General features: G+C 56.8%; 20 protein-coding genes and 1 tRNA gene. 8 read left to right on the forward strand and 13 right to left on the reverse strand.

Annotated elements, in window-relative coordinates:
* The first annotated feature begins 32 nt into the window (after positions 1-32).
* The 3 genes from DWB63_RS01395 to phnE are packed head-to-tail and all read left to right on the forward strand — an operon-like array spanning position 33 to position 2,534.
* A complete protein-coding gene (locus tag DWB63_RS01395) occupies positions 33-914 on the forward strand; it encodes a phosphate/phosphite/phosphonate ABC transporter substrate-binding protein (RefSeq protein ID WP_128327009.1) in 882 nt (293 codons plus the stop codon).
* Complete coding sequence (locus DWB63_RS01400) at positions 914-1,708, forward strand: phosphonate ABC transporter ATP-binding protein (protein WP_128327010.1); 795 nt, start codon at positions 914-916, stop codon at positions 1,706-1,708. Before DWB63_RS01395 ends, DWB63_RS01400 begins: the two co-directional genes overlap by 1 nt.
* Complete coding sequence (gene phnE / locus DWB63_RS01405; RefSeq protein ID WP_128327011.1) at positions 1,701-2,534, forward strand: phosphonate ABC transporter, permease protein PhnE; 834 nt, start codon at positions 1,701-1,703, stop codon at positions 2,532-2,534. The genes DWB63_RS01400 and phnE overlap by 8 nt, the downstream gene beginning before the upstream one ends.
* Before the next feature lie 5 nt (positions 2,535-2,539).
* On the opposite strand, the gene phnF is transcribed toward phnE, so the two are convergent.
* Positions 2,540-3,307 (reverse strand): phosphonate metabolism transcriptional regulator PhnF, encoded by a 768-nt coding sequence (gene phnF, locus DWB63_RS01410; protein ID WP_128327012.1) that lies wholly within the window; start codon positions 3,305-3,307, stop codon positions 2,540-2,542.
* Positions 3,308-3,636: 329 nt separating this feature from the next.
* Here phnF and cysC point away from each other — a divergent pair, with 329 nt between their 5' ends.
* From cysC to DWB63_RS01430, 4 genes are all read left to right on the forward strand, one after another.
* A complete protein-coding gene (gene cysC, locus DWB63_RS01415; RefSeq protein WP_347231956.1) occupies positions 3,637-5,331 on the forward strand; it encodes an adenylyl-sulfate kinase in 1,695 nt (564 codons plus the stop codon).
* 182 nt (positions 5,332-5,513) lie between these two features.
* A complete protein-coding gene (locus tag DWB63_RS01420) occupies positions 5,514-5,747 on the forward strand; it encodes a hypothetical protein (protein ID WP_128327013.1) in 234 nt (77 codons plus the stop codon).
* Positions 5,748-5,880: 133 nt separating this feature from the next.
* Positions 5,881-6,141, forward strand: coding sequence for a hypothetical protein (locus tag DWB63_RS01425; RefSeq protein ID WP_164879736.1), 261 nt, complete (start codon positions 5,881-5,883; stop codon positions 6,139-6,141).
* A gap of 175 nt (positions 6,142-6,316) precedes the next feature.
* On the forward strand, positions 6,317-7,306 hold the full coding sequence (locus DWB63_RS01430) for a hypothetical protein (RefSeq protein ID WP_241648529.1): 990 nt from the start codon (positions 6,317-6,319) through the stop codon (positions 7,304-7,306).
* A 20-nt stretch (positions 7,307-7,326) separates the two neighbouring features.
* Here DWB63_RS01430 and DWB63_RS01435 read toward each other — a convergent pair whose 3' ends face one another.
* On the reverse strand, positions 7,327-7,755 hold the full coding sequence (locus DWB63_RS01435; RefSeq protein WP_128327016.1) for a Fur family transcriptional regulator: 429 nt from the start codon (positions 7,753-7,755) through the stop codon (positions 7,327-7,329).
* 184 nt (positions 7,756-7,939) lie between these two features.
* On the opposite strand from DWB63_RS01435, the gene DWB63_RS01440 reads away from it, so the two are divergent.
* Positions 7,940-8,031 (forward strand) — tRNA-Ser (locus tag DWB63_RS01440).
* Positions 8,032-8,488: 457 nt separating this feature from the next.
* Here the strand turns inward: DWB63_RS01440 and DWB63_RS01445 are convergent.
* From DWB63_RS01445 to DWB63_RS01495, 11 genes are read right to left on the reverse strand one after another with little or no spacing between them, the layout of a single operon-like run.
* Positions 8,489-9,712, reverse strand: coding sequence for a class I SAM-dependent methyltransferase (locus tag DWB63_RS01445; protein WP_128327017.1), 1,224 nt, complete (start codon positions 9,710-9,712; stop codon positions 8,489-8,491).
* Complete coding sequence (gene rfbC / locus DWB63_RS01450) at positions 9,709-10,260, reverse strand: dTDP-4-dehydrorhamnose 3,5-epimerase (protein WP_128327018.1); 552 nt, start codon at positions 10,258-10,260, stop codon at positions 9,709-9,711. The genes DWB63_RS01445 and rfbC overlap by 4 nt, the downstream gene beginning before the upstream one ends.
* Positions 10,257-11,315 carry a CDP-glucose 4,6-dehydratase gene (gene rfbG / locus DWB63_RS01455; RefSeq protein ID WP_128327019.1) on the reverse strand — a complete coding sequence of 353 codons (1,059 nt, stop codon included), beginning with the start codon at positions 11,313-11,315 and terminating at the stop codon, positions 10,257-10,259. The genes rfbC and rfbG overlap by 4 nt, the downstream gene beginning before the upstream one ends.
* Positions 11,316-11,322: 7 nt before the next feature.
* Positions 11,323-12,102, reverse strand: a complete 780-nt coding sequence (gene rfbF, locus DWB63_RS01460) for a glucose-1-phosphate cytidylyltransferase (RefSeq protein WP_128327020.1) — start codon at positions 12,100-12,102, stop codon at positions 11,323-11,325.
* 30 nt (positions 12,103-12,132) lie between these two features.
* The gene (locus DWB63_RS01465) at positions 12,133-13,002 is read right to left on the reverse strand and encodes an NAD(P)-dependent oxidoreductase (RefSeq protein WP_164879737.1); all 870 of its coding nucleotides are present in this window, start codon (positions 13,000-13,002) and stop codon (positions 12,133-12,135) included.
* Between the two features lie 19 nt (positions 13,003-13,021).
* The gene (locus DWB63_RS01470) at positions 13,022-14,209 is read right to left on the reverse strand and encodes a class I SAM-dependent methyltransferase (RefSeq protein WP_128327022.1); all 1,188 of its coding nucleotides are present in this window, start codon (positions 14,207-14,209) and stop codon (positions 13,022-13,024) included.
* Positions 14,209-15,231 (reverse strand): radical SAM/SPASM domain-containing protein, encoded by a 1,023-nt coding sequence (locus DWB63_RS01475; RefSeq protein WP_128327023.1) that lies wholly within the window; start codon positions 15,229-15,231, stop codon positions 14,209-14,211. The genes DWB63_RS01470 and DWB63_RS01475 overlap by 1 nt, the downstream gene beginning before the upstream one ends.
* Positions 15,232-15,269: 38 nt before the next feature.
* Positions 15,270-16,007 (reverse strand): cephalosporin hydroxylase family protein, encoded by a 738-nt coding sequence (locus DWB63_RS01480; RefSeq protein ID WP_128327024.1) that lies wholly within the window; start codon positions 16,005-16,007, stop codon positions 15,270-15,272.
* Between the two features lie 24 nt (positions 16,008-16,031).
* Positions 16,032-17,117, reverse strand: a complete 1,086-nt coding sequence (locus DWB63_RS01485) for an FkbM family methyltransferase (protein WP_164879738.1) — start codon at positions 17,115-17,117, stop codon at positions 16,032-16,034.
* A 17-nt stretch (positions 17,118-17,134) separates the two neighbouring features.
* Positions 17,135-19,810: an FkbM family methyltransferase gene (locus tag DWB63_RS01490; RefSeq protein WP_128327026.1), complete on the reverse strand. Its 2,676-nt coding sequence runs from the start codon at positions 19,808-19,810 to the stop codon at positions 17,135-17,137.
* Positions 19,811-19,852: 42 nt separating this feature from the next.
* On the reverse strand, positions 19,853-20,881 hold the full coding sequence (locus tag DWB63_RS01495; protein WP_128327027.1) for a TIGR00180 family glycosyltransferase: 1,029 nt from the start codon (positions 20,879-20,881) through the stop codon (positions 19,853-19,855).
* Between the last annotated feature and the right edge of the window lie 88 nt (positions 20,882-20,969).

Here is a 20,969-nt window from a genome sequence, read left to right on the forward strand (position 1 = left end):
GTTAACAAAACCGGTAATACTGGAGAGATGAAATGAAACGCACGTTTGCAATGGTGATTATGGTGATGCTCATGACGATGGTCATGGGCACGGGGGCCATGGCCGCCCAGAAGGTCCGTTTGGCTGTAACCGACCTGGAAGGCATGGAAGAACTTCAGCGCGAGTTCGGTATCTTCCGGGACAAGCTGGGCAGCCTGACGGGGTATGAATTCGAGTTTTCGCCGGTCAACAACCGCACGGCGGCCGTCGAGGCCCTCAAGTCCAAGCGCGTGGATTTCGTGCTCACCGGACCAGCCGAGTACGTGGTGTTCAAGAAGCGGGTGCAGGCCACCCCTGTGGTCGGTTTTTCCAGGCCCGACTATTTCGGTTCCATCATTGTTCTCTCTGCGGGCGGCATCAATTCGGTGAAGGATCTCATTGGTGAAAAAGTGGCCATGGGCGATGTCGGCTCCACTTCGAAGCACCTTGCTCCCATGCAGATATTGCAGGACAACGGTTTGAATCCGCTCAAGGACATCAAGACCGTGCATGTGGACTACAAGGTCGGTTTCGAGTCCCTCAAGCGCGGTGACGTCAAGGCTCTGGGAACGACCAACGACAAGTTCATGAAGATGCGCGCCAAGGACAAGCAGTTGTCTCCCGGCGCCTTCAAGGTCATCGCCCGCGGCCCTGATCTTCCCAATGACGTGCTGCTTGTGGGCCCTCACGTGGACAAGGACGTAATCGAAAAGGTGCGTGCCGCATTCCGTGACCATGGCGATGAAATGATCGCTGCCATCCTGACGGGTGAAGACAACCAGAAGTACAAGGGCATGGTCTTTTTGCCCGAGGTCAAGGACTCGGACTACAACTATGTCCGCGCCATGTATGCCACCATCGGGTATCCGCAGTATTCGGAATTCGTGGGCGACTGATGTTCAAATTCAATATGCCCGCCGGGGAACATGCCTCGGCGGGCCGCTCCATCGAGTCTTGCGAGATTGATGTACGCGGCCTTTCCAAGTCGTTCGGGCGCAACGCTGTCCTGAACGGCGTGGACCTGACTGTGAAAAAAGGAGAGGCAGTGGCCCTTGTCGGGTCCAACGGGGCGGGCAAGTCCACCTTGTTGCGTTGTCTGCTCCGACTCATCGAGCCTACGGAAGGTTCGGTCCAAATGGGTGGCGCCGAAGTCATGGCCTTGAACCGCTCTCATTTGCGCAAACTGAGAAGCGAGGTCGGTTTCGTCTTCCAAAAGCACAACCTTGTCCCGCGTCTGTCGGCGTTGACCAATGTCCTGCATGGGGCGCAAAGCAGGAAACGCGGCCCCCGGGTCTGGTGGCACATGCTGGCGACCGCAGGGGAACGCCAGGAGGCCATGCGCTGTCTTCAGCTTGTGGGGTTGTCCCATGTCGCGGAACAGCGCGTGGACCGACTCTCCGGCGGCCAGTCGCAGCGGGTGGCCATAGCACGGGCCCTCATGCAGCGGCCGAGGATCATGTTTGCGGACGAACCCGTGGCCAGCCTCGACCCCAACGCCGGGGAAGAGGTCATGAGGCTCTTTGTGGATTTGATCCGCAGCAGGGGGCTGACCTTGGTGTACACGTCCCATTCCGTGCGGCATGCCCTGGAGTATTCCGACCGGGTGGTGGGCCTGAGGGCGGGCAAGGTGGAACTGGACTCTCGGTCAAGTGATTTAAGTGCCGATGCCTTGCGGAGGATATATGGCTGAGCGAGTGGGAAATGAGTTTGTCTTTGACGGTCAGGCCGCTGATCCTGTGTTGCTGCCGATCCGGTTCCCCCGGCCAAGCGCATTGGCCTTTGTCTTCTACGCCGTTGCCGTTGCCTTTTTCGTCGTATCCATGCGGAACACGGACTTTTCTCTGACCGGATTCGTGGATGGTTTTCCTTACATCGTCGACCTTGTCAGCGAGATGTTTCCACCGTCCCTGCGGCGGATCGACGCCGTTGCCCTGTCCTTGTTGGAGACATTGCAGATGGCGCTGGTGGGGACGGTGTTCGGCGTGCTCTTCAGCCTGGTGCTCGGCATCCTGGCAAGCAAGAGCCAGACCCCGAACAAGGTGTTGTATTATGTGTCGCGGAACGTCATCGCGTTGTTTCGGACCGTGCCCGATCTCATATGGGCGTTGTTCTTCGTCATCATGGTGGGGCTGGGGCCGTTTGCAGGGACGCTGGCCATCATGATCGACACCATCGGATTTTGCGGCCGCTTCTTTGCCGAGGAGATGGAAGAGGTGGACAAGGGGCCGCAGGAGGCCCTGGAAGCCCTTGGGGCCAGCAGGATCGGGACGGTTTTCTGCGCCGTCATTCCGGCCGCCCTGCCTTCATTCGTGAATACCGCCCTGTTCAGCCTGGAAAAGGCCACACGTTCGTCCGTAGTGCTCGGACTCGTCGGCGCGGGCGGCATCGGGATAGAACTCAAGGTGTCCATGGACATGTTCATGTATTCGGAGGCGTCCACCATAATCCTGCTGATATTCGGGCTGGTGCTGGTGGTGGAGCAGTTCTCCTCCCGGCTGCGGAAGATGATTATTTAGTCTGCTCAAAATGTCTTGATGACCAACTGGATCTTGTCGCCGACATAGCGCGTGATGCCGAAGTCGACGGGAAGCCCGAGTTCGTCCACATTGATGGATCTCGTTTCCAGAATCGGGCGGTTCCGGGGGAGGCCGAGTTGTCTGGCTTCCTCCGTGGTCGGCGGACGGGTGACGATTCGCGTCTCGTCCCGAAAGTAGTCCTCGACCCCGTGGGCGACGAAACAAGCCGTTATCGACCGGGTTTTCTTGAACGTGTCATGTATCCCTGCAAATCGTGGCAGGGGAAAGTAATGCGTGGTCAACGACAGGGGGCGGCCATCGGCCTTGCGCATTATGTCGAGCATGGCCACCGGAGAGGTTACGGGTATCTGGAGTGCTTCGGAAACGGATTTGGCAGGTTCCATCACTTTGTGGCGCATGAGTATCCCGTCAGGGGCACAGTTCTGACGGTTCAGTATTTCGCTGAATCGGGTGCGCCGTGATACGTGATATTCGACAACGCTTTCGTTGACAAAGGAGCCGCGCCCCCGCTCCGATTTTATCAACATTCTGCTCTGGAGTTCGGACAGGGCGCGCCGGACGGTGTGGCGGTTCACTCTGTACCATTTCGCCAAAGTGCCCTCGGATGGCAGTTGGTCCCCGGGTGCGAACTGTCCCTGACGTATTTCTTTTTCCAGGGCCAAAGCAATCTGCTGCCATAGGGGTGAACGGTGATTTCTGTTCAACAGGAAACGCCTGTCGTAGTTGTCGGCATAGGATACTGACTCATTCATACTTGGTTCATTGGCATTGTTGCAGGGATTTGTCTGTGTCGGTGCTGTGACGATTGCATCCTGAGGCGGGGCAGGGCATCAAGGCTGCCAGCAATGCTCCGGTTTTTCGGATGCATTTCTTGAGGCGTTGTCGGCTGAGCCACGGCAAATCATCAGTTGAATAATATTCCATAAAACAGCATGTTGCCTTGTTGCTGTCATTTCGCTGAAATTCTTTCATTAACAATGAATGGTGAGTGATATATGCTCCCCCCAGTTTTCGTGTGCGGTCTGGTTGCATGGGAATCTGAGACAGTGGTGTCCTTTAACAAAAAAATATTAATATCAATATGATGCAATATTCCGATTCACTCCCGGCCTATAATGCGGAAAGCCTGCTTGTTCATTTTCGGAGGGCCGAGCAACTCAAGGCCCGTGCCGCCGAATTCAAATCCGTATCTCTTTCTCCTCCGCAGCTCAGCGATCTGGAGATGCTTCTCAACAGGGCGTATTACCCCCTTGAAGGCTACATGGGCCGCAAGGATTACGAAAGCGTGCTCTCGGACATGCGGCTTGGGGACGGCTCCTTGTGGCCGTTGCCCATCTGTCTCGGCGTGAATGAAGAGTTCGCCCAGAGCCTGACCGAGGGCGAGTGCCTTGCAGTGCGGGATGCCGAGGGCTTCATGCTGGCCGTTCTTAACGTCAGCGACATCTGGAAGCCCGACCTGGAAAAGGAAGCCGTAGCCATATGGGGGGACACCGTCCCGCCCGGTCGGGTGAGCGCATGCAATTGCGGGCTGAAAAAAGTCTGGTATGTCGGCGGCAGGGTGGAAGGGCTTGCCTTTCCCCAGCGGTACGACTTCACGGATATCAGGCTGACGCCTGCCGAAATGCACCGCTTCTGCGCGGATAAGGGATGGCGTAACATCATCGGCGTCCAGGCCGGGCGGCCCCTGCATAAGGCGGATAGGGCCATGCTTGAGGAGATCGCCCTGGAAGTGGGAGCCAGTCTCCTTCTGTCGCCGCTGATATCACCCTCCACCTATTCCAGCGTGGACCATTTCAGCATTGTCCGCTGTCTCCAACAGTTTGCCGATACCTTTCCGAGGAACATGGCCAAGCTGAATCTCATGCCGTGGTTCGAGCGGAAGATGGGCCCCAAGGGTGCCTTGCTGCGGGCCATCGTGAACAAGAATTACGGCTGTACCCACATGCTTGTGTGGGACTCCGGCAAGGCCGAGCCAAGGCTCAACGTACTTTCCGAAGATTATCAGTCCCATATCAATTGGCTCGCCGCGCAGCAGGAAGCCACGGGCATCACTCCTGTCAAGGAGCGTTGCATGGCCCTTGATGCGGAGAGCGGACGCTATGTTTCTTCGGAAACCGGCGGACTGTGCGCCAACGATCACGACACCATTGTCCGGCTGCTCATGCAAGGGGAGACTGTCCCGGACTGGATGTCCTATCCGGGGGTGCTCAAGGAACTGGGCAGAAAATTCAAGCCGCGTTCCAAACAGGGGTTCACGCTCTTCTTTACTGGTCTCTCCGGCGCGGGCAAATCGACCCTGGCGAAGATCCTGTATGTGAAGCTGTTGGAACTCAATGAACGGCCTGTGACCCTGCTCGATGGAGATATCGTGCGTACGAACCTTTCCAGCGAGCTTGATTTCAGCCGGGAGCACAGAAACCTGAACGTCACCCGCATCGGCTTCGTGGCCAGTGAGATCGTCAAGAATGGGGGTGTGGCCGTATGTGCGCCGATCGCCCCGTATGCGGAATCGCGTCGTCTGGTCCGGGAGAATGTGGAGCAGTACGGCGGGTTCATAGAGATTCATGTGAGCACTCCGCTCAATGTCTGCGAGCAGCGTGACCGAAAGGGCATTTATGCCAAGGCCAGAGCGGGGATAATCAAAGGCCTGACCGGTGTGGATGATCCGTATGTCGAACCCGAAAAGCCGGAACTGCGCATTGACACGTCGGAGCTTACCCCAAGCGAAGCCGCTGAAGAGGTCATGCGGTTCTTGTCAGACAATAAATATATCTGAAGCCCACAGTGATCATAGCGGGACATGGCCGGGGTGCTGCAACAGATTGAGTGATATGTGTTCCCATTCAAAAGCGGGTTTTCCCTATGGTGAAATGTGCCCGATTTTGTTAAGGGTTACTTGGTCGAAGACTCGGGGTTGTCTTCGGGCATCCGGCTCATGAAGCAGAGGGTGGAGGGGCTATGTCAAAAAGGCCGGGATCGGGCAGCGCCAGTGAGTTCAGGGTTACCATGGACCATTGGGCGGATCATCGTATCTATTTCGGTGCCAACGTGCACGTCAGCAAGGTCTTTGAGCGGAAGAAACTCAGTGGACGCATTGTCGGGCTGTCCGAATACAAGTACCTGATTCTGGAAATCCCCTTTGGTCATAGGGCACAGGGCGCGTTATGTCCCCGGTTCCACGGTCATCGTTAAATTGGTCAGGGAAGGGACGGTGTACGGTTTCTACTCAGAGGGCTTCAACTCCATTACGAACCGGCTCCGGTCATGTACCTCAAGCATCCGGGTGAGGTGGAGTTTTTTTGAATTTCGCTCCGCAAAACGGTTCATGTGCAATGATCCGGCACGAATGTACAACGACAATGCCCATTATTATTGTTTGATCAATGACATAAGTGCGGGCGGTTGCAATCAGTCCAGTCTCAAGGGGGACGAGCATATCAATGCCGAGGAAGACGCCAAACTTCTTCTGAACCTCTACGGACTGGGGAGCTTGAGCTGGACTGCCACGTTCGGATCGTTACGAAATCCGGCGGCGGCTTATCCCATGGCGTCCAATTCGACGAGACCGGGGATTTCTATGCTCTGATTTCGAAATATCTAGATATGCTGTGTTGTTAGCCCCAGCCATACAATAAGTGCGGCTCTCCTGTTGCTGGGCGGTGGCATTGCAACTCCGCTCTTGATTGGCGGAAGGTATTGAAATTGCAATCGGTTGGACATACATATTCCTTATGTCAATATCTTGAACTGCAACCGGTGGGATGATGTTCGATTACCTGGTCCGATCAAATTATTTGCGCGAGGTTCAGCGCACTTTCGGAGGTACCGGGCACCTTGATGTCATGGGGCTTATCACCCAGGCTTTGTCTGTGGCGATTCCCGTGCTTGTGGTGGGCGTTCTCTGGCATTATCGTACCCTTATCTGGTTCAACGCAGCTCGTATGATAGCTCGTTTTTTGACTTCCCGAAGCCAGAAAATCGTGGAAAATTATCTGGTCTCACGAGGTGTCGTCCTTGAGGTGTGCCATTACGCAAACGGGAGGGTAGGGCGTAAGATTTGTGATGCCAGAGTGACGAGCGTGACTGGCGGCAGGATGAAAATGCAACTGCTCAACGCCTGTCCCACCATCCTGAAGCTCAAGAATGCGCAGGTGATCTGTTTCACCAAGCCGTTCGCCTATGCCGGAAAACGAATGAACGCCTTTGTCACCATGGTCAGCCATGTGAGAAAAAAGGGTATTGTACTCAAGGAGTTGTCGATGATGACGCCGATTCGATACAAGTTCATCATCAGGCGGCGTCACTCCCGACAGCGGGTGGCTCGCGAGGGGGCGGTCAGGGTCAAGGCGTGGAGTGGACGCAAGGCCAACACGTTTTGGATGATCAGGCCGGATTTGCAGACTGTGAACAATCCGGCACGCTATGGGGACAAAACTCGTTTGGAGGTGGAAAACATCTCTGCGGGGGGGATGCGCATGTTCGTCATCAATCCCAAGGGTACACTTCCTCCGTTACAACAGGGGAATCAGTTGGTCTTGCGTGTCAGCATATGGAATCCAAAAACAAGAAAATATAATTTTTTCACAGCATTGGGGACAATTCGAAGTCGCTTCTCCGGCAAAGGCGGTTCCGTTGGTCTGGGTATCCAGTTCAATTCAGAAGGCGAAAAGATTGGCTCTCGATATGCGTGGAACACCGTACACGGCGAAATCAAGCCTTTGGCTGAATTCCTATCACAGATAGAAGAGTAGCCCGGTCTGTTGGGACAGGGCTATTTGCGGCAGTCTGCGCAGACGCCGTAAAGGTACATCTTGTGTTTCAGCAGCCTGAAGCCGTGTTCGCGGGCAAGCTCTTCCTGACGACGTTCGATGACCGGGTCCATGATTTCGATGTTTTTGCCGCATCGTTCACAGATAAGGTGGTCGTGGTGATCCTTGCCGTAGCTCAGCTCGTAGCGTGTCACGCCATCCGCGAAATCAAGTGCTTCGATCAGCCCGGAGTCGTTGAGCAGTTTAAGGGTCCGGTAGACCGTTGCCTGGCCGATGGACGCGTCTCGCTTCTTTACTCGGGCATAGAGTTCTTCGGAAGAAAGATGTTCGTTTTGGCGCAGCAGAGTGTCTAGAATGATCCGTCTCTGCGGAGTCATTTTGAGGTTCTCATCGGCCAGATATTCGGCAAAGACAATTTGAGGGGCTTTCATAGGATATCCCATCGTTTTGTTTTAATTTCAATCAGTTCATCTCATACTGGAAATGAGAATCGGTGTCAAACACCCTTGCCCCGACGCAGAATTGACCGAAATTGTTTTGTGTCTTGACTTTCCCTGCCGTGGTTCCTACAACCGTTTTCCCGAAAGTCGGCATTTTTTCTTTGTCGCACCCAACGGAGAGGTGGCAGAGCTCGGTTTAATGCGCTGGTCTTGAAAACCAGAGACGGGGCAACTCGTCCGGGGGTTCGAATCCCTCCCTCTCCGCCAGTAATATCAAGGGCTTGTCTCGTAAGAGGCAAGCCCTTTTTGTGAGTCTATTGTTAGGCGGTCTCCACGTTAGTCCTCGCATAGGGTAATGACATTGGCTTTGTTGTGGAATTGTATGTTTATATATGCTGCCCTGTTTTTTGGGGCGGATAGGTGTAAAGTTCCCCCTCTTAGGGCCAGCTTGGAGGTGCACACTTTGAAAGGAAAATCTGGCAAGTTTCCGCCATTCGGCAACCGCTGATGGCCATACAGATTAAGTTCCATAAATTATTTTACACGATTAGACGCGCTTTTCCTCTCAAGAACTGGTGTGACGATCAAGCTGATGAAATTGCTATGACTTACGTGATGAAGAACATGTATCTTTATCAACAAGATGACGTTGATTCCTTTGGTAAATCAAAGTGAGATTAATTTCCTCGACCAGCTATCGCTGTGAGCCGAAGTAAGGTTTGTATTAGATCGTGTGTAATTCTGGGATTGCTGTAAAGAAGGAGCCGCCCCAGTCAGCTATATACCCGTGCTGGCGTAAAATTTCATTTTTTATATTCCATGGTAGGATTAGGACGTAGTCCGGTCTGCGGTCTTTGAGTGTTTCTGGGGCTAAGATCGGGATATGGCTCTGGGGCATGAACAGCCCCTGTTTATGCGGCGAGGCGTCCACGCAGAAATCGATTAAGTCGGTAGTTACGCCGCAATAATTAAGCAGGGTGTTGCCCTTGGCTGCGGCCCCGTAGGCGGCGACGGACTTGCCCTCGCGCTTTTTCTCTCTCAGGAACTCGAGAAGATCGTCCCGGATGGCGTCAGCCCCCGCCTGGAAGGTGTCGTAGTAGGGAAGGGTATTCATGCCTGCGGCGGATTCACGCCCGAGGATTTCCGTTACCGTCCCGCCGGTCTCCCGCGCGTCGTCTTCGTGGCAGATGAAGACGCGAAGGGACCCTCCGTGAGTGGGCAACTCTTCCACGTCGAAGATGCGTAGCCCGGCTCTGGAGAGGATGCGCCCGACCGTGTTCAGTGAGAGGTAAGAGAAGTGTTCGTGGTAGATAGTGTCGAACTGGCGTTCGGCCACGAGTCGCATAAGGTGCGGAAATTCAAGGGTAGCCGTGCCGCCTTCTCTGAGGATTATCCCAATGCCCTGAACGAAATCGTTGATGTCCGGCACGTGCGCCAGGACGTTGTTGCCGATGAGTAGGTCCACCGGACCGCGTTCATGTCTGAGCTGTTCGGCCAGCTTGCTGCCGAAAAAGTCGCGCACGGACTCAATACCTTTTGTGGCCGCGACGTCCGCCGTGGCCGTGGACGGCTCCACCCCATAGCAGGGAATTTTTTTTTCACGCATGAATTGAAGCAGGTAGCCATCGTTGGAGGCGATCTCTGTCACAAGTGAGTTTTCGTCCAGGTTGAAGCGGTGCGCTGCCATGTCCGCGTAGCGCTGGGCGTGTTCAAGCCAGGAGGAACTGTAAGAGGAATAGTAGACGTATTCCTCGTTGAATATTTCCGTGGATTGCTTGTACTCGTCCACCTGGACCAAGAAGCAGTTGGAGCAGGTGTAGACCTTCAGGGGATACTTGGGCTCGGGTTCGCTAAGCCGGTTTGCGGTCACGAATGAGTTGGAAGGCGGATGCTCGCCGAGGTCGATGAAAAGGTGTTCGAGCGGGGTGTTGCAGTGGCGACAGTTCATATTCGTATCCCTTTGAATGTGGGGTCTATGAGGGGGTGGTTCCTGTCCCGCTCAGAGAGGTCGGAAGGGGGCAGCGGCCACTCGATGCTCAGGGCCGGGTCGTCGAAGCGGACCCCGCCCTCGGCGTCCGGGCTGTAGGGAGCGGTATGCAGATAGAGCAACTCCGAGTCCGGCTCGAGGACCTGGAACCCGTGGGCAAACCCTTCGGGGATGAATAGGGCTTGCCGATTCTCTGAGGTCAGCTTCTGCCCGTGCCATTGCAGAAAGGTCGGCGACCCTTGGCGCAGATCTACGGCAATATCGAAGACGCTCCCCCGCAAACAGCGGACGATCTTGGTTTCGGCGTGGGGTGGGTGTTGGAAATGCATGCCCCGGATGCTTCCGGGGGCAACAGTTTGGGAGAGGTTGATCTGTGCGAGCGGCTTGGTCAAGCCGATGGTCTTAAATTCCTGTGAGCAGAAGACGCGGGCGAAGGAGCCGCGTTCATCCTCGATGGGTTGGGTGGTGACCAGATACAGGCCGTCCATGGGTAAAGGGGTGATGGTCATCGTATCCCTTCGTATTGGCGGATCTGGGCCCGCGTCAGGTCCATGAGGACTGTGGGGTCGGTGCTCCAGGCCGCATACCATTCAGAGGTCCATTTCAGCGCGGTGGTTACGTCGGTCCTGGGAAGCCAGTCAAAACGCTCGCGGACCTTGGCACAGTCCAGGTGCAGAACCTGGGCCTCGTGCGGGTGGTCGTCCGCGTCCGCCTGAATCCGAGCCGTCCCGGGCCACAGCCCGGCGAAGCGGTCGGCGATTTCGCCTACAGTCAGGGTGTCGGACCCTGACGGACCGAAATTCCATCCGCCCGTGGCCTTCCGGTCGCCGTTCAGGATCGCCCGGGCCAGGGTCAGGTATCCGGAAAGTGGCTCGAGGACGTGCTGCCAGGGACGGATTGCCTTGGGGGAGCGGATGGATACCGGTTCCCCGAGGGAGAAAGCCCGGACCATGTCCGGCAGGAGCCGGTCCTCGCCGAAGTCCCCACCGCCGATGACGTTGCCCGCCCGGACTGAGGCCAGGATGACGTCCTTGGCCTCGAAAAAGGATGCATTCCAGGAGTGGGCCGCCAGCTCGGCGCACCCCTTGCTGGCCGAGTATGGGTCGTTGCCACCCATGGGATCGGTCTCCCGGAAGGCGTGTCCCTGCTCCCGGTTTTCGTAGCACTTGTCGCTGGTCACGTTGATCACCCCGCGCACGGTGGGGGTGGAGCGGACCGCCTCAAGTACGTTGACAGTGCCGAGAACGTTGGTGGTGAAGGTCTCCACCGGCTCGCGGTAGGAGCGGCGAACCAGCGGCTGGGCCGCCATGTGCACAACCAGTTCTGGACGGGCGTCATGCATGGCCGCTTTCAGCTCTTTGAGGTCGCGGATGTCCCCCTTGATCCCCCGGAAATCTCGGTCCATGTCTAGAAGTTCGAACATGGAGGGCGTGGACGGCGGTTCCAAGGAGAAGCCTTTTACCTCTGCCCCGAGCAGATTCAGCCAGAGGGTCAGCCAGCTCCCCTTGAAACCGGTGTGGCCCGTCAGGAAGACGCGTTTGCCGTGGAAGGTGTTCCCAAACATCGTGTTTCTACCAGACCTTCCAGGCCGCCTCGCCCGTATTCCAGATCTGGTTGAGTGCCTCAGTGTCGCGCAGGGTGTCCATGCATGCCCAGAAGCCATTGTGTTGGAACACGTGGAGCTCTCCATCTATTGCGAGACGCTCCAGCGGGCCATACTCAAAGTCACAATCCTCGTCCGGGGTCAGGTAGTCGAAAATCTTGCGGTTCAGGACCATGTAGCCGCCATTGATCAGATTGTTCCCGGCCTCCTTAGGCTTTTCCCGGAAAGAGACAACGGTGGTGCCGTCGATCTTCATCTCGCCGAAGCGCTGCGCCGGGTTTACACCGGTGATAGTAGCGATCTTGCCGTGGGTATGGTGGAACTCGACCAGCCTGTTGATATCAACATCGGCCACGCCGTCGCCGTAGGTCAGCAGGAAGGTATCGCCTTCGATGTATTTCTCAATGCGTTTGATTCGGCCTCCCTTGAAGGTAGCCTGTCCGGTGTCGGCTAGGGTGATTCGCCACCCGGTCTCATCATGGCATTCGTGCAGGCATAAGGCATCGGGTTTGCCCAGTTCCAGGGTAATGTCGTTGTTCATCCATTCGTAGTTCACGAAAAAATCACGAATCATCTCGCCCTTATAGCCTAGCGGCAGGACAAAGTCGGTGTGCCCGTGGTGGGCGAATATCTTCATGATGTGCCAGAGGATCGGGCGGGATCCTATGTTGACCATGGGCTTGGGCCTAAATTCGGTTTCTTCGCGGAGACGGGTACCCAGGCCTCCGCAGAGGATGACGGTTTCCATAAAATTCTCTTGTGGTTGTGGATGGTTGAGTTACAATTGTGCTTTTGGGGACTGTGACAGCAATTCGTTGAGCCGGTCAGTGCTGCCCCAGAACCGAAACGGCTCCCATTCCGGATACGGGAAAACTCCTAAATTGAGTCGGATCGAGCTGCTCCGGCGACGTAGGTGTTCTTTCACTAACGTTCTGAGTTCCGTCTGTCGGCCCGAGCAGACGTTCACCGTGCTGGGGTGAGGGTTGTCGAGCAGAAGGACTGCGAGAATCCCGGCAGCGGTGTCCACTGGTAGATAATCTCTTATCTGTTTCCCGCCGGACATGTCAAAATCGCTCTTGTTTTCATCGATGGCCCTGTCCAGTTGGGCGAACAGGGAATTGGGTGACTGACCCTCTCCGTGGAGATAGAAGAGCCTTGCCCAGCTCAGAGTGCAGCCGGTCCCCCGGACGCGATCCTCGAGGTGGAGTCTGAGCTGATTCTTGGCCTGGCCATATAGGGTGGTCGGGGTGATTATCATATCCTCGCGAAGCTCTCCCTCGATCATGCCGTATTCAAAGCAGGTTCCGGCCACCACCAGCCGTTGGAGCCCTTCCCGCAGGAGGGCGTCGAGGAACCGCTTGCTTTGCGGCAGGGCGTGTTCCATGTGGCGGTCTGCCAGATAGTTGGGCAGCCCGGGCCATGCCAGGTGGAGACAGTGGGTGGGGCGCCCCAGGGTTTTATGGAGGTCTTTGGGGAGGTCGTCGAGATCCAGGACTACGCGGGAAACGCGCGGGTTATCCTTAAAAAAAAGCAGCCTATCAGTGGAACGCCCCACGACCGTGACTGTCTCGCCACGCCTGGTCAGGGCGCGCACTGCGTGCCTGCCGATGAAGCCTGTGGCGCCGGTGACAAGGATGCGTTTTTTCATGATGCTCCGGGGCGACGGGTCAGGCCACGACGATGGTGCCTGAGTACCCTGCGTTTTTGAGATCATGGGAAATGGATGCCCCGCAGGGGCCGCGCCAGACGACCACGGCGGAGTCGGGAGAGGCACCTTCTATTGCCGAAGGTGGGCTGATCGGTTTGCCCTCGATGGTCTTGGTCTGCTTGATTGCGTCCCTGTCGATGAGGGCGACGATGTTGCAGTCCTTGAGCGGGGTCATGGCCATGACTCGCTGGAGGAAAAAGTTGATGCCCCAGATGTATACTTCGGCCCCGGATTCGGCCAGCTTCTGCAGGGTCCGGTTGGCCGGGGTGGAGTCCCCGGCGAACAGCTTGAGGTATTCATCGGGAGAGCCTGGCTCGAGCGTTTGGACCTTGTCTGGCACTGCAAGCTTGTTGCCCTTCTGCAGGACCGCGAAGCAGCCGGGGATGGACGGCTCTAGTTCCTCGTCCAGCACCTTGCGGCCGTAGTCGATCATGGTCAGTCCGGCCTCGGCAAACAGCCGCTTCAGGGTGTACGGGGTGAAGTGGTTGATGTGTTCGTAGAAGAGGTAGGTGATCGGGGCCCTACCCGGGAAGGCATCGTACCGGGTCAGATCCGGGACTTCGATGTAGGCCAGTCCTTCATCGGCGAGCAGGTCGGCTATGGACCGGGCCGCCTCGGGCAGGTCCATAATGTGCTCGAAGGTGTGCGTCGAGAGAATGCAGTCGAAGCTCCCTGGTTGGTGTACTGTGTCGGTTGCCGTGCCCAGGGTCACGTTCAGGTCGTGCTCCCGGTTGAGGTACTCCACACAATCCAGAGACGGGTCCACGCCGAACAGGTTGGCGTACCCCTGTCGCTTGAAGGACAGGAGTAGGTCGCCTTTGCCGCAGCCGATGTCGCAAATACGGGCGTCGTCGCGCAGTCGAGGCCCCATGACCTCGAAGGGTGAGTTCTTGGCCCGCATGACCGCCACGTCACCCTTGGCGGTGTAACCGGAGACGAAATAGTGCTGTTCGTAGAAAAGGGTGAAGTCCTCGAGGGTGTTGGGTGTGTCGTAGAAGACGAAGGAGCACTCGTCGCAGAGGATCACTTCGAACTCGCCGGTCAGCGGGCAGTCATCGAACACGGCGAAGCGCATGGCCCGCAGCACTGTGCCGTGGGTCGCGCCGCAGACGGGGCAGGGACGGAGTAAAGTTTTGGTATTTCGCATCAGACAAGTCCCGCGTGCTGGCTGACCTTTTCGTAGAGGGCGTCCCGAAATTCGTCGATGTTGTCGGCCATGCCGTAGGCGAGCTGCATGCAGTCCTTGCAGAATGGCATGTGCTGCCGTTCGCCTTTGAGGAAATCCAGTCGGTAGCGATTCATGGCATCCGAGTTCCAGATGGCTTTCACGTCTTCCGTGTTGGCGTCGCCGACGATGAGGTCGTGCTTCCAGTCGAGGAAGCAGACGCTGGCCCGACCGTCCGCATTGATGGACATGGAGTAGAAGACGTAGGGGCAGGTGTCCACCGAGGCGATAGGCTGGCCGTAGATGCCTGTCTCCAGGCTCGCGTCGATCTTCTCGAGGACGTCGAACTCCGGCCAGCAGGGGGCCACATGCTCCACAAAGATTTTGTCGGCGATGGGCGAGAAATACTCGAAGAAGAGCTTTTCCGTGTCCGGGGTGAGAATCTCCTTGACCGTCTTGATCAGGATATTGCAGTCGCCCCGGTTTTCGTAGAGCGTTTTGATGTTCTCCCGGTACCGGGCAAAATCGACCTTGGTGTGGGTGAAGTCCTTGAACTGCTCGTCGCTCATGCCGTCCAGGGAGATATTGATCTGGTCGATCCCGGCCTCGGCCACGGGCAGGGCCCGCTCCGGAGTCAGCAGCGAGCCGTTGGTCGTGGTGTCCACGGAGAGAATCTTGTTGCTCTGCTTGGCGTAGCGCACCATGTCCGCCAGTCTCGGGTTGAGGAACGGCTCGCCGTCCTTGTACAACCGCAGCACCTTGAGCTGTCCGTCGAACTTCTCCAGATCATCGATGATCTTGGTGAACAGGTCGTAGTCGAGGAGGACGTTTTGGCGGCTGGACGTCTTCAGTAACTCCTTGTTGCCGGTGGGGCAGAAGTTGCAGCGGAAATTGCAGCGGCTGGAGGGGTCTAGAAACAGGACGAACGGAGTCTCAAGTGGAATAACATCCTGCAGTGGTGTCCGGTTTCTTTGGTCGATGCGTGTATCTAGGGTCGCGCTCATGGGGTCCTTGGCGTGTTCGTTTAGGGAATTATGTCCGGCTACTTGATCTTTTTCAGGTATCCGTCGGAACAGGAGGTGATCAGCAGCTTGTCCTCGATCTCGCGGGCCACGGCAAATGAGTCGTCGGATTTGAGATATTCGTGGACGGCGGTCTTGGGGTTGTTGCCTTTACCCCACGGGCGGTCATTGCAGGTGGGGTTGTCCGGCAGATTCTCCACGCCGCTGTCGAAGACCACGCAGTAGCTGCCCTTGGTTACCATGGGGGCGTAGTGTTTCAGCTCGGCCAGGACGTGGTCATGGGTGTGGTTGGAGTCCAGGGCCACGAGGACGCGCTCGGCCCTCTTGACGAATTCGTGGACCTTGGTCACGGTCCCGGTGTCGATGGAACTGCCTTCCAACAGAGTCACGCGCCGATACATGGGGTGCTGAATGATCGCCCGGTAGTTGTGCGCACGGATGTCGATGTCGATGCCCAGGACGTGGCCGTCCAATCCCATCATTTCCATCATCGAGGCATAGAAAATGATCGATCCGCCTCGGGCCACTCCGGTCTCGATGACGAGGTCGGGCTTCACCTCCCAAAGTATCTCCTGCATGGCGACGATGTCTTGCGGGGCCTGGATGATGGGCAGCCCCATCCAGGTGAAGTTATGGGAGTAGTTGTACTTGAGGACCTCGGAGAGCCATTCCAGGGTCACTTCCCTGCATCGTTTCGACTCGCCGAGATTCTTGATGTTTTCTTTAACGCTCTGGGCAAATTCTTTGGTATCATCCATTGAGTTGTTCCTTTGGTGCATAAACTAGTAGCAATAGAGGACATAGTCGCCCAGGACCGGGGTATGCCAGCGGAAGGCGAAGCGGTAACTGGGTGCGATCTCCTGAACGTTTTCGGCCAGGGAGAAGAGATCAACGGGGTAATGGTAGGCACAGACGGCGAGTTTGGGTTGTTGCCGGGCGATAGTCTGTCGGGCGCCGGAGAGCAGTTGCGCCTCCATTCCCTCCACGTCCATTTTGATCATCGTCACCCGCCGGTCTCCGATGAAGTCGTCCAGCCTGTGGATCGGCACGGTGTCCGCGGATTGTGCCCTGACGCCCCCGGCCCCGTGGTTCGAGGTCGGCAGGCCGGACTTGTCGATCGCCATGTGGCCGTTCTTGTCGGCCAGCGCGCCTTGGACGGCGGTGATAGCGCCTTCGCCCAGAGCCCACTCTACGCGCAGTCTGCGGATGCGCTCTTTCATGGCAGCGAACTGTCGCGCGCCGGGTTCGAAAGCCAGGATGCTTTCGAAGGAGCCGCCGCACTTCCAGATAAATTTTTCAAGGGTATCGCCGACGTAGGCTCCGGCGTCCACGAAGGATTCGGAGTAGCCGCAGGCGAACTGCGGGACCGAGAAGTACATGTTGTTGTCTAGCACCGGGTAGCACTGCTCAAGAGAGTTGCTCAGCAGGGCGTGGATAACGGCGTTGTAAGAACGACGACTGATCCCGTCATCTTCGAACATGTCCCTGGCTTGGGCGATCCGATCGCGATTGGTGACGATCACAAAGGCGTCCAGGGACATGATGTTGGCGTAGTGGGGGGCGCAGCGGGCGGCAATCGGTTGTACGTGGTGCCTGGCGGAAATGAGTAGCGATCGGCTTCGTCCGATTCCGTCATCGTGCCGGAGGGTAGGGATAGCCTTGTAGGTTGTTCCCTGTTTGTCGGGGGCGTTGTCGATAATGCAGTTGATGGCGGCTCCGACCCCGGAGAGGTGAGAGGCTCCCCATTGCCCGACCACGCCCTGTCCGTAAAGGGTCACTCCGTCGCCGAAATCGTCGACAATGGCGTGTGCCTTGGGCAGGAGTTCCTCGATGAGGTCATTGATGGTCGTGTCGGTAACTGCTTTCATGTCCATTGTTTTTATCGTCATTTCACTTGGCGCGTGACCTGGTTTTGGTTGCGCGTGAGTCGCTCTTCGGGGATCGCATAGAATACCGCCGAGTTGCCGCAATAGTCATGCAGATGGAAGAACAGCCTATACCTATTGAGTCCTATCAGGAAATCGGGGATGGCGTCGAGGCCGGCGGCGGAGTGATCGGCCAAGACCATGATCACGGGGCGGTTTCGCTGAATGAAGGATTTTGCTCCCCTGAGCACGGCAAGTTCTTCTCCTTCCACATGAATCTTAAGAAAGCTTTGCGTAACATCAGGCATTGAATCCAGACAAGCTGTTTTTACGGATAGTTCACCTTTCTCGGAGAGCATGGAAGCGAAATCCATGCCCTGTCGAAATCGGCTTTCCCTTCGTTCGCAGGAGGATATCGCTATTTGCTCCAGGTGTATCCTCGGGTCGTCGTAGCGCTGGTTCAATTTCTTGAAGGTCTCTGGATCGGGTTCGAAGGCGAGGACGGCCCCGAAACGGTCGCTGGTGTACTCGATGAAGGCATCGATGGTCTGCCCCAGGTGTGCTCCGCAGTCGATCAGATTTTCCCCGCCCCGGGAAGCCGGGACGCAGGGGGCATTGAAATACTTTCGCCCCGAAAGGACCGGATGGGCACGGTCGTTTACTTCGCGTCGGGCCACGCGCCACCAGAGGAAATGGCAGAAATGCGACAGGGAACCAGGGTCATGGGACAGCTGCTTACCTATGCGCTCAAGTAGGGGCCTATCCGGCGACTCGATGACCCAGCCGTTGGGCATGATTTCGGGAAAGGTGCTTTCGCTGAGGTCGTAGAAATGCCGAACATCCGTGCAGCCGAGACCTTTGAGAAAGTCGGCCAGGGGAGCGAATTCCAGGGTGGCGATGCAGACGACGAAGGTCATCGTCGTTTTGGCCTGCTTGGGGATATCGTCAGGCGTGACCACTGGAACGCCCCGAAGGCTGTCGCTGCCGTAGTCCCTGTCGACGATCAGGCGCGCTTGGATGCCCGCATGGGCCAGGCAGTCCAGGGCCATTTGTCCCATCTTCCCGGCGCCGTAGAGGACGATGCCTTCCGCCGACACGGGGCGCAGGGGCGAAGGCACGAGCAAGGGAGTTTCGAGGATCGCTTTCAGTTCGTTTTTGAAGCGGGCGTATGCCTGGGCTCGGGCTTGCAATTCGTCCAATAGCCTGACGGCCTCCGTGGGGTTCGGGGAACCCGGCATGGCTTCCCCGAGGAGGGGGTGACAAGCGTCAGCGGCTTCCATGTCGCCGAGAGCCTCTTGGCTTTGGATCAGATGCCACAGGATGCGCCAGTGGCCGAAACCGTGTTCCCGAGCCCGGGAAAAGAGGGTGGCAGCCCGGGCGTGATTCCCCTGTTTCTGGCGGATGAGACCGTGCCAGAATCCGAGTACCGGGTCTTCCGGGAAAAGGGTGGCGTAGTGGATGACGCTCCCCTTGGTCGGGGTGGTCATCTCCTCCGGGCTGTCGGCGATTGCCAGGTCGGTCTCAAGCAGTACGTCAAGTTCTTCCGAAAGGGTGTTGGTCGCGAATGGCTCGGCACTGTCTCCCAGGGATCGGAGGAATATCCGGTGGCCTGGGAGCGGAGGCCGGATCGCATCGTCAAACTCGTGGAGCCGTTTGGGCCGCTTAAGGAGTTCGGCATAGAGTTTGTGGAAACGGTCCACGGTCTTTTCCAGGGTGAAGTGGGTCTTTGTGTACCGCCTCGCGTTGTCACCCAGTCGTCTGCGCTCTTCTGGATGGCTGTAAAGGAATTCGATGGCATCGGCGTAGGCCTGCGGGCTGTCCACCAGCAAGCCGGTCTCTCCGTCTTGGATGATGGTCCTTTCACAGCCATTGGCAAAGGCTACAGGGGGCACGCCTGCGGCCATGGCCTCGAGCAGGGCCTGTTCTCCCGTGCCGTAGTGCCTGGCGTTCAGTGGGTACCCGAAGACGTCCAATTCCCGGAAGACCTCGGCGATGTCGTCCACATGTCCTTTGAACGAGAACCGACCCGCCAGTCCCAGGTCGGCCGCAGCGTTTTCGAGTTCCGGCCGTGCCGCTCCTTCTCCGCAGACCACGAAGCGGACGCCCGGGATATTGACGGCCGCGCTCATATGGAGGAATTCCGGGTGCATCTTACAGAAATCGACCGTCCCGACGTAGCCGACATTGAACTCCGTGTGCGGCCTGGGGGTGATGCCCGCGACCCGCTTGGTGCTCCCCCCGGCGATGAAGAGGGTGCAGACCTTTTCCGGCTGTTGCGCCCGGATGAGCGGATGGTCTTCGGAATAAGGGGTCGAGAGGCAGAAGATGTCGGCCAGATCGAGGGCGTCACGGGTGAAGACGGCGGGCGGATGGAAGCCGGAGACATGGGAGAAGAAGAGTGTCCTCGCGGGTGGAAGCGTAACCGAATACAGGAATTTGTTCAGCAGGGGGTGGTTCCACCACTCCACCTGGATGATGTCCGCCTGTTCCGCTTTCCGCAATATTCGGTCGTAGGGAACCTCGGAGTGCGCCGTGATTGCGCGGCGCGCGCACAAATCCCGGGAGTGGGCACTGAGCCGGTCCAGGCAGACGACCTCGTGGATGAAACTGCTGGCGCCGGAACTGCCGACGATATTGGTGACGACTTGCCCGACACCGCCTCCCAGGTGTGTGGTGATGTGGAGAATGGTGGGCATGTTTGTATGGTACCTTTCGCTCGGGAGGACAATGGTTCGTGGCTATTGATGGCTGCAGCCGATCAACTTGCAGATTCTCTTGTAATCTTCGGCTGCCGTCGGATCTTCGGCGAGCACGTCCTGAATGCTGGTCTTTCTGGGCTTGGGTGGTTTGGGAATGGGAAGGCCGACGCGCCTGAAAAGGGCGTTTAACTCGAACCTGATCCGATCCATGAAGGTCTTGGGAGGGCGGTCGCGCATCCAGTACCATTTATTCTTCTTGGGCAGAATGCTCAGCATCATTATGCGCATGGTGTTGTCTACGTAGAACGTGGCCTTTGTGGTGGAGATCCCTTTTTCTTCGACCAGGTAGTTCACGATGTCATTCTTCAGCGTTGCCAGTTCGGGATAGTATTTGTTTTTCCGGACCAGGTTCTTGGAGGTTGCCAGGACGGATTTGAAGTTCTTGGTGCTTTTCGGTTCATCGCAAATGACTTGATGGAAAGAGTTGACTGTAGCCACCTTGCCCTGAGCGATCAGGATCAGGGCGAAATATAATTCACAGAAGTTGTAGTCGACAACTCCCTCTGGGAATCGATCCAGGGCGAACTGGAGGCATTCAGTCCGTTGCAGGGAGTAAAATACAGGGTGATAATAGGTGAAAAATTGAAGTAAGCGTGTGGCCGGGCAGTCTGCATCCGCCTGAAAAAAATGGGCCTCGGGTCTTCTGAGGACAATTTTCCCATTGGAATTGAAGAAAACCTTTCCCTGAATGGCGGCATAGTCTGGATTGCTTTCCAGGAAAGCCAGACTTTTTTTCAAAAAGGACAGCGATGGGTAGATGTCATCGGCGGTAACCATGGTGTAGGGGGTTTGCGTACGCTTTGTGGCCTCGCGAAATCTGGCCAGCGGATGGACGCCCGGAGCATGATAGTACTCAATGTTCTTGAAATCGAATTGAGGAATGAATTTGGATTCTGTCGCGTCCATGACAATAATTTTAACTTCGAATTCATCCAGAAAGGACAGGATATTATCGAGTAAGTGGTGCCTGTTTAACGTCAGGAGAATCAAGGTGATTTCGTTCTTCATTTCGGTCCTTCGTAAATGTAATCCAGTGCTCAATGAGTTGAGCCTGCTTTTTTTCGTAAGTGATGCCACCCTAAACCTAAGCGGAGTG

This window comes from Pseudodesulfovibrio sp. S3, assembly GCF_004025585.1.
Lineage (GTDB): Bacteria > Desulfobacterota > Desulfovibrionia > Desulfovibrionales > Desulfovibrionaceae > Pseudodesulfovibrio.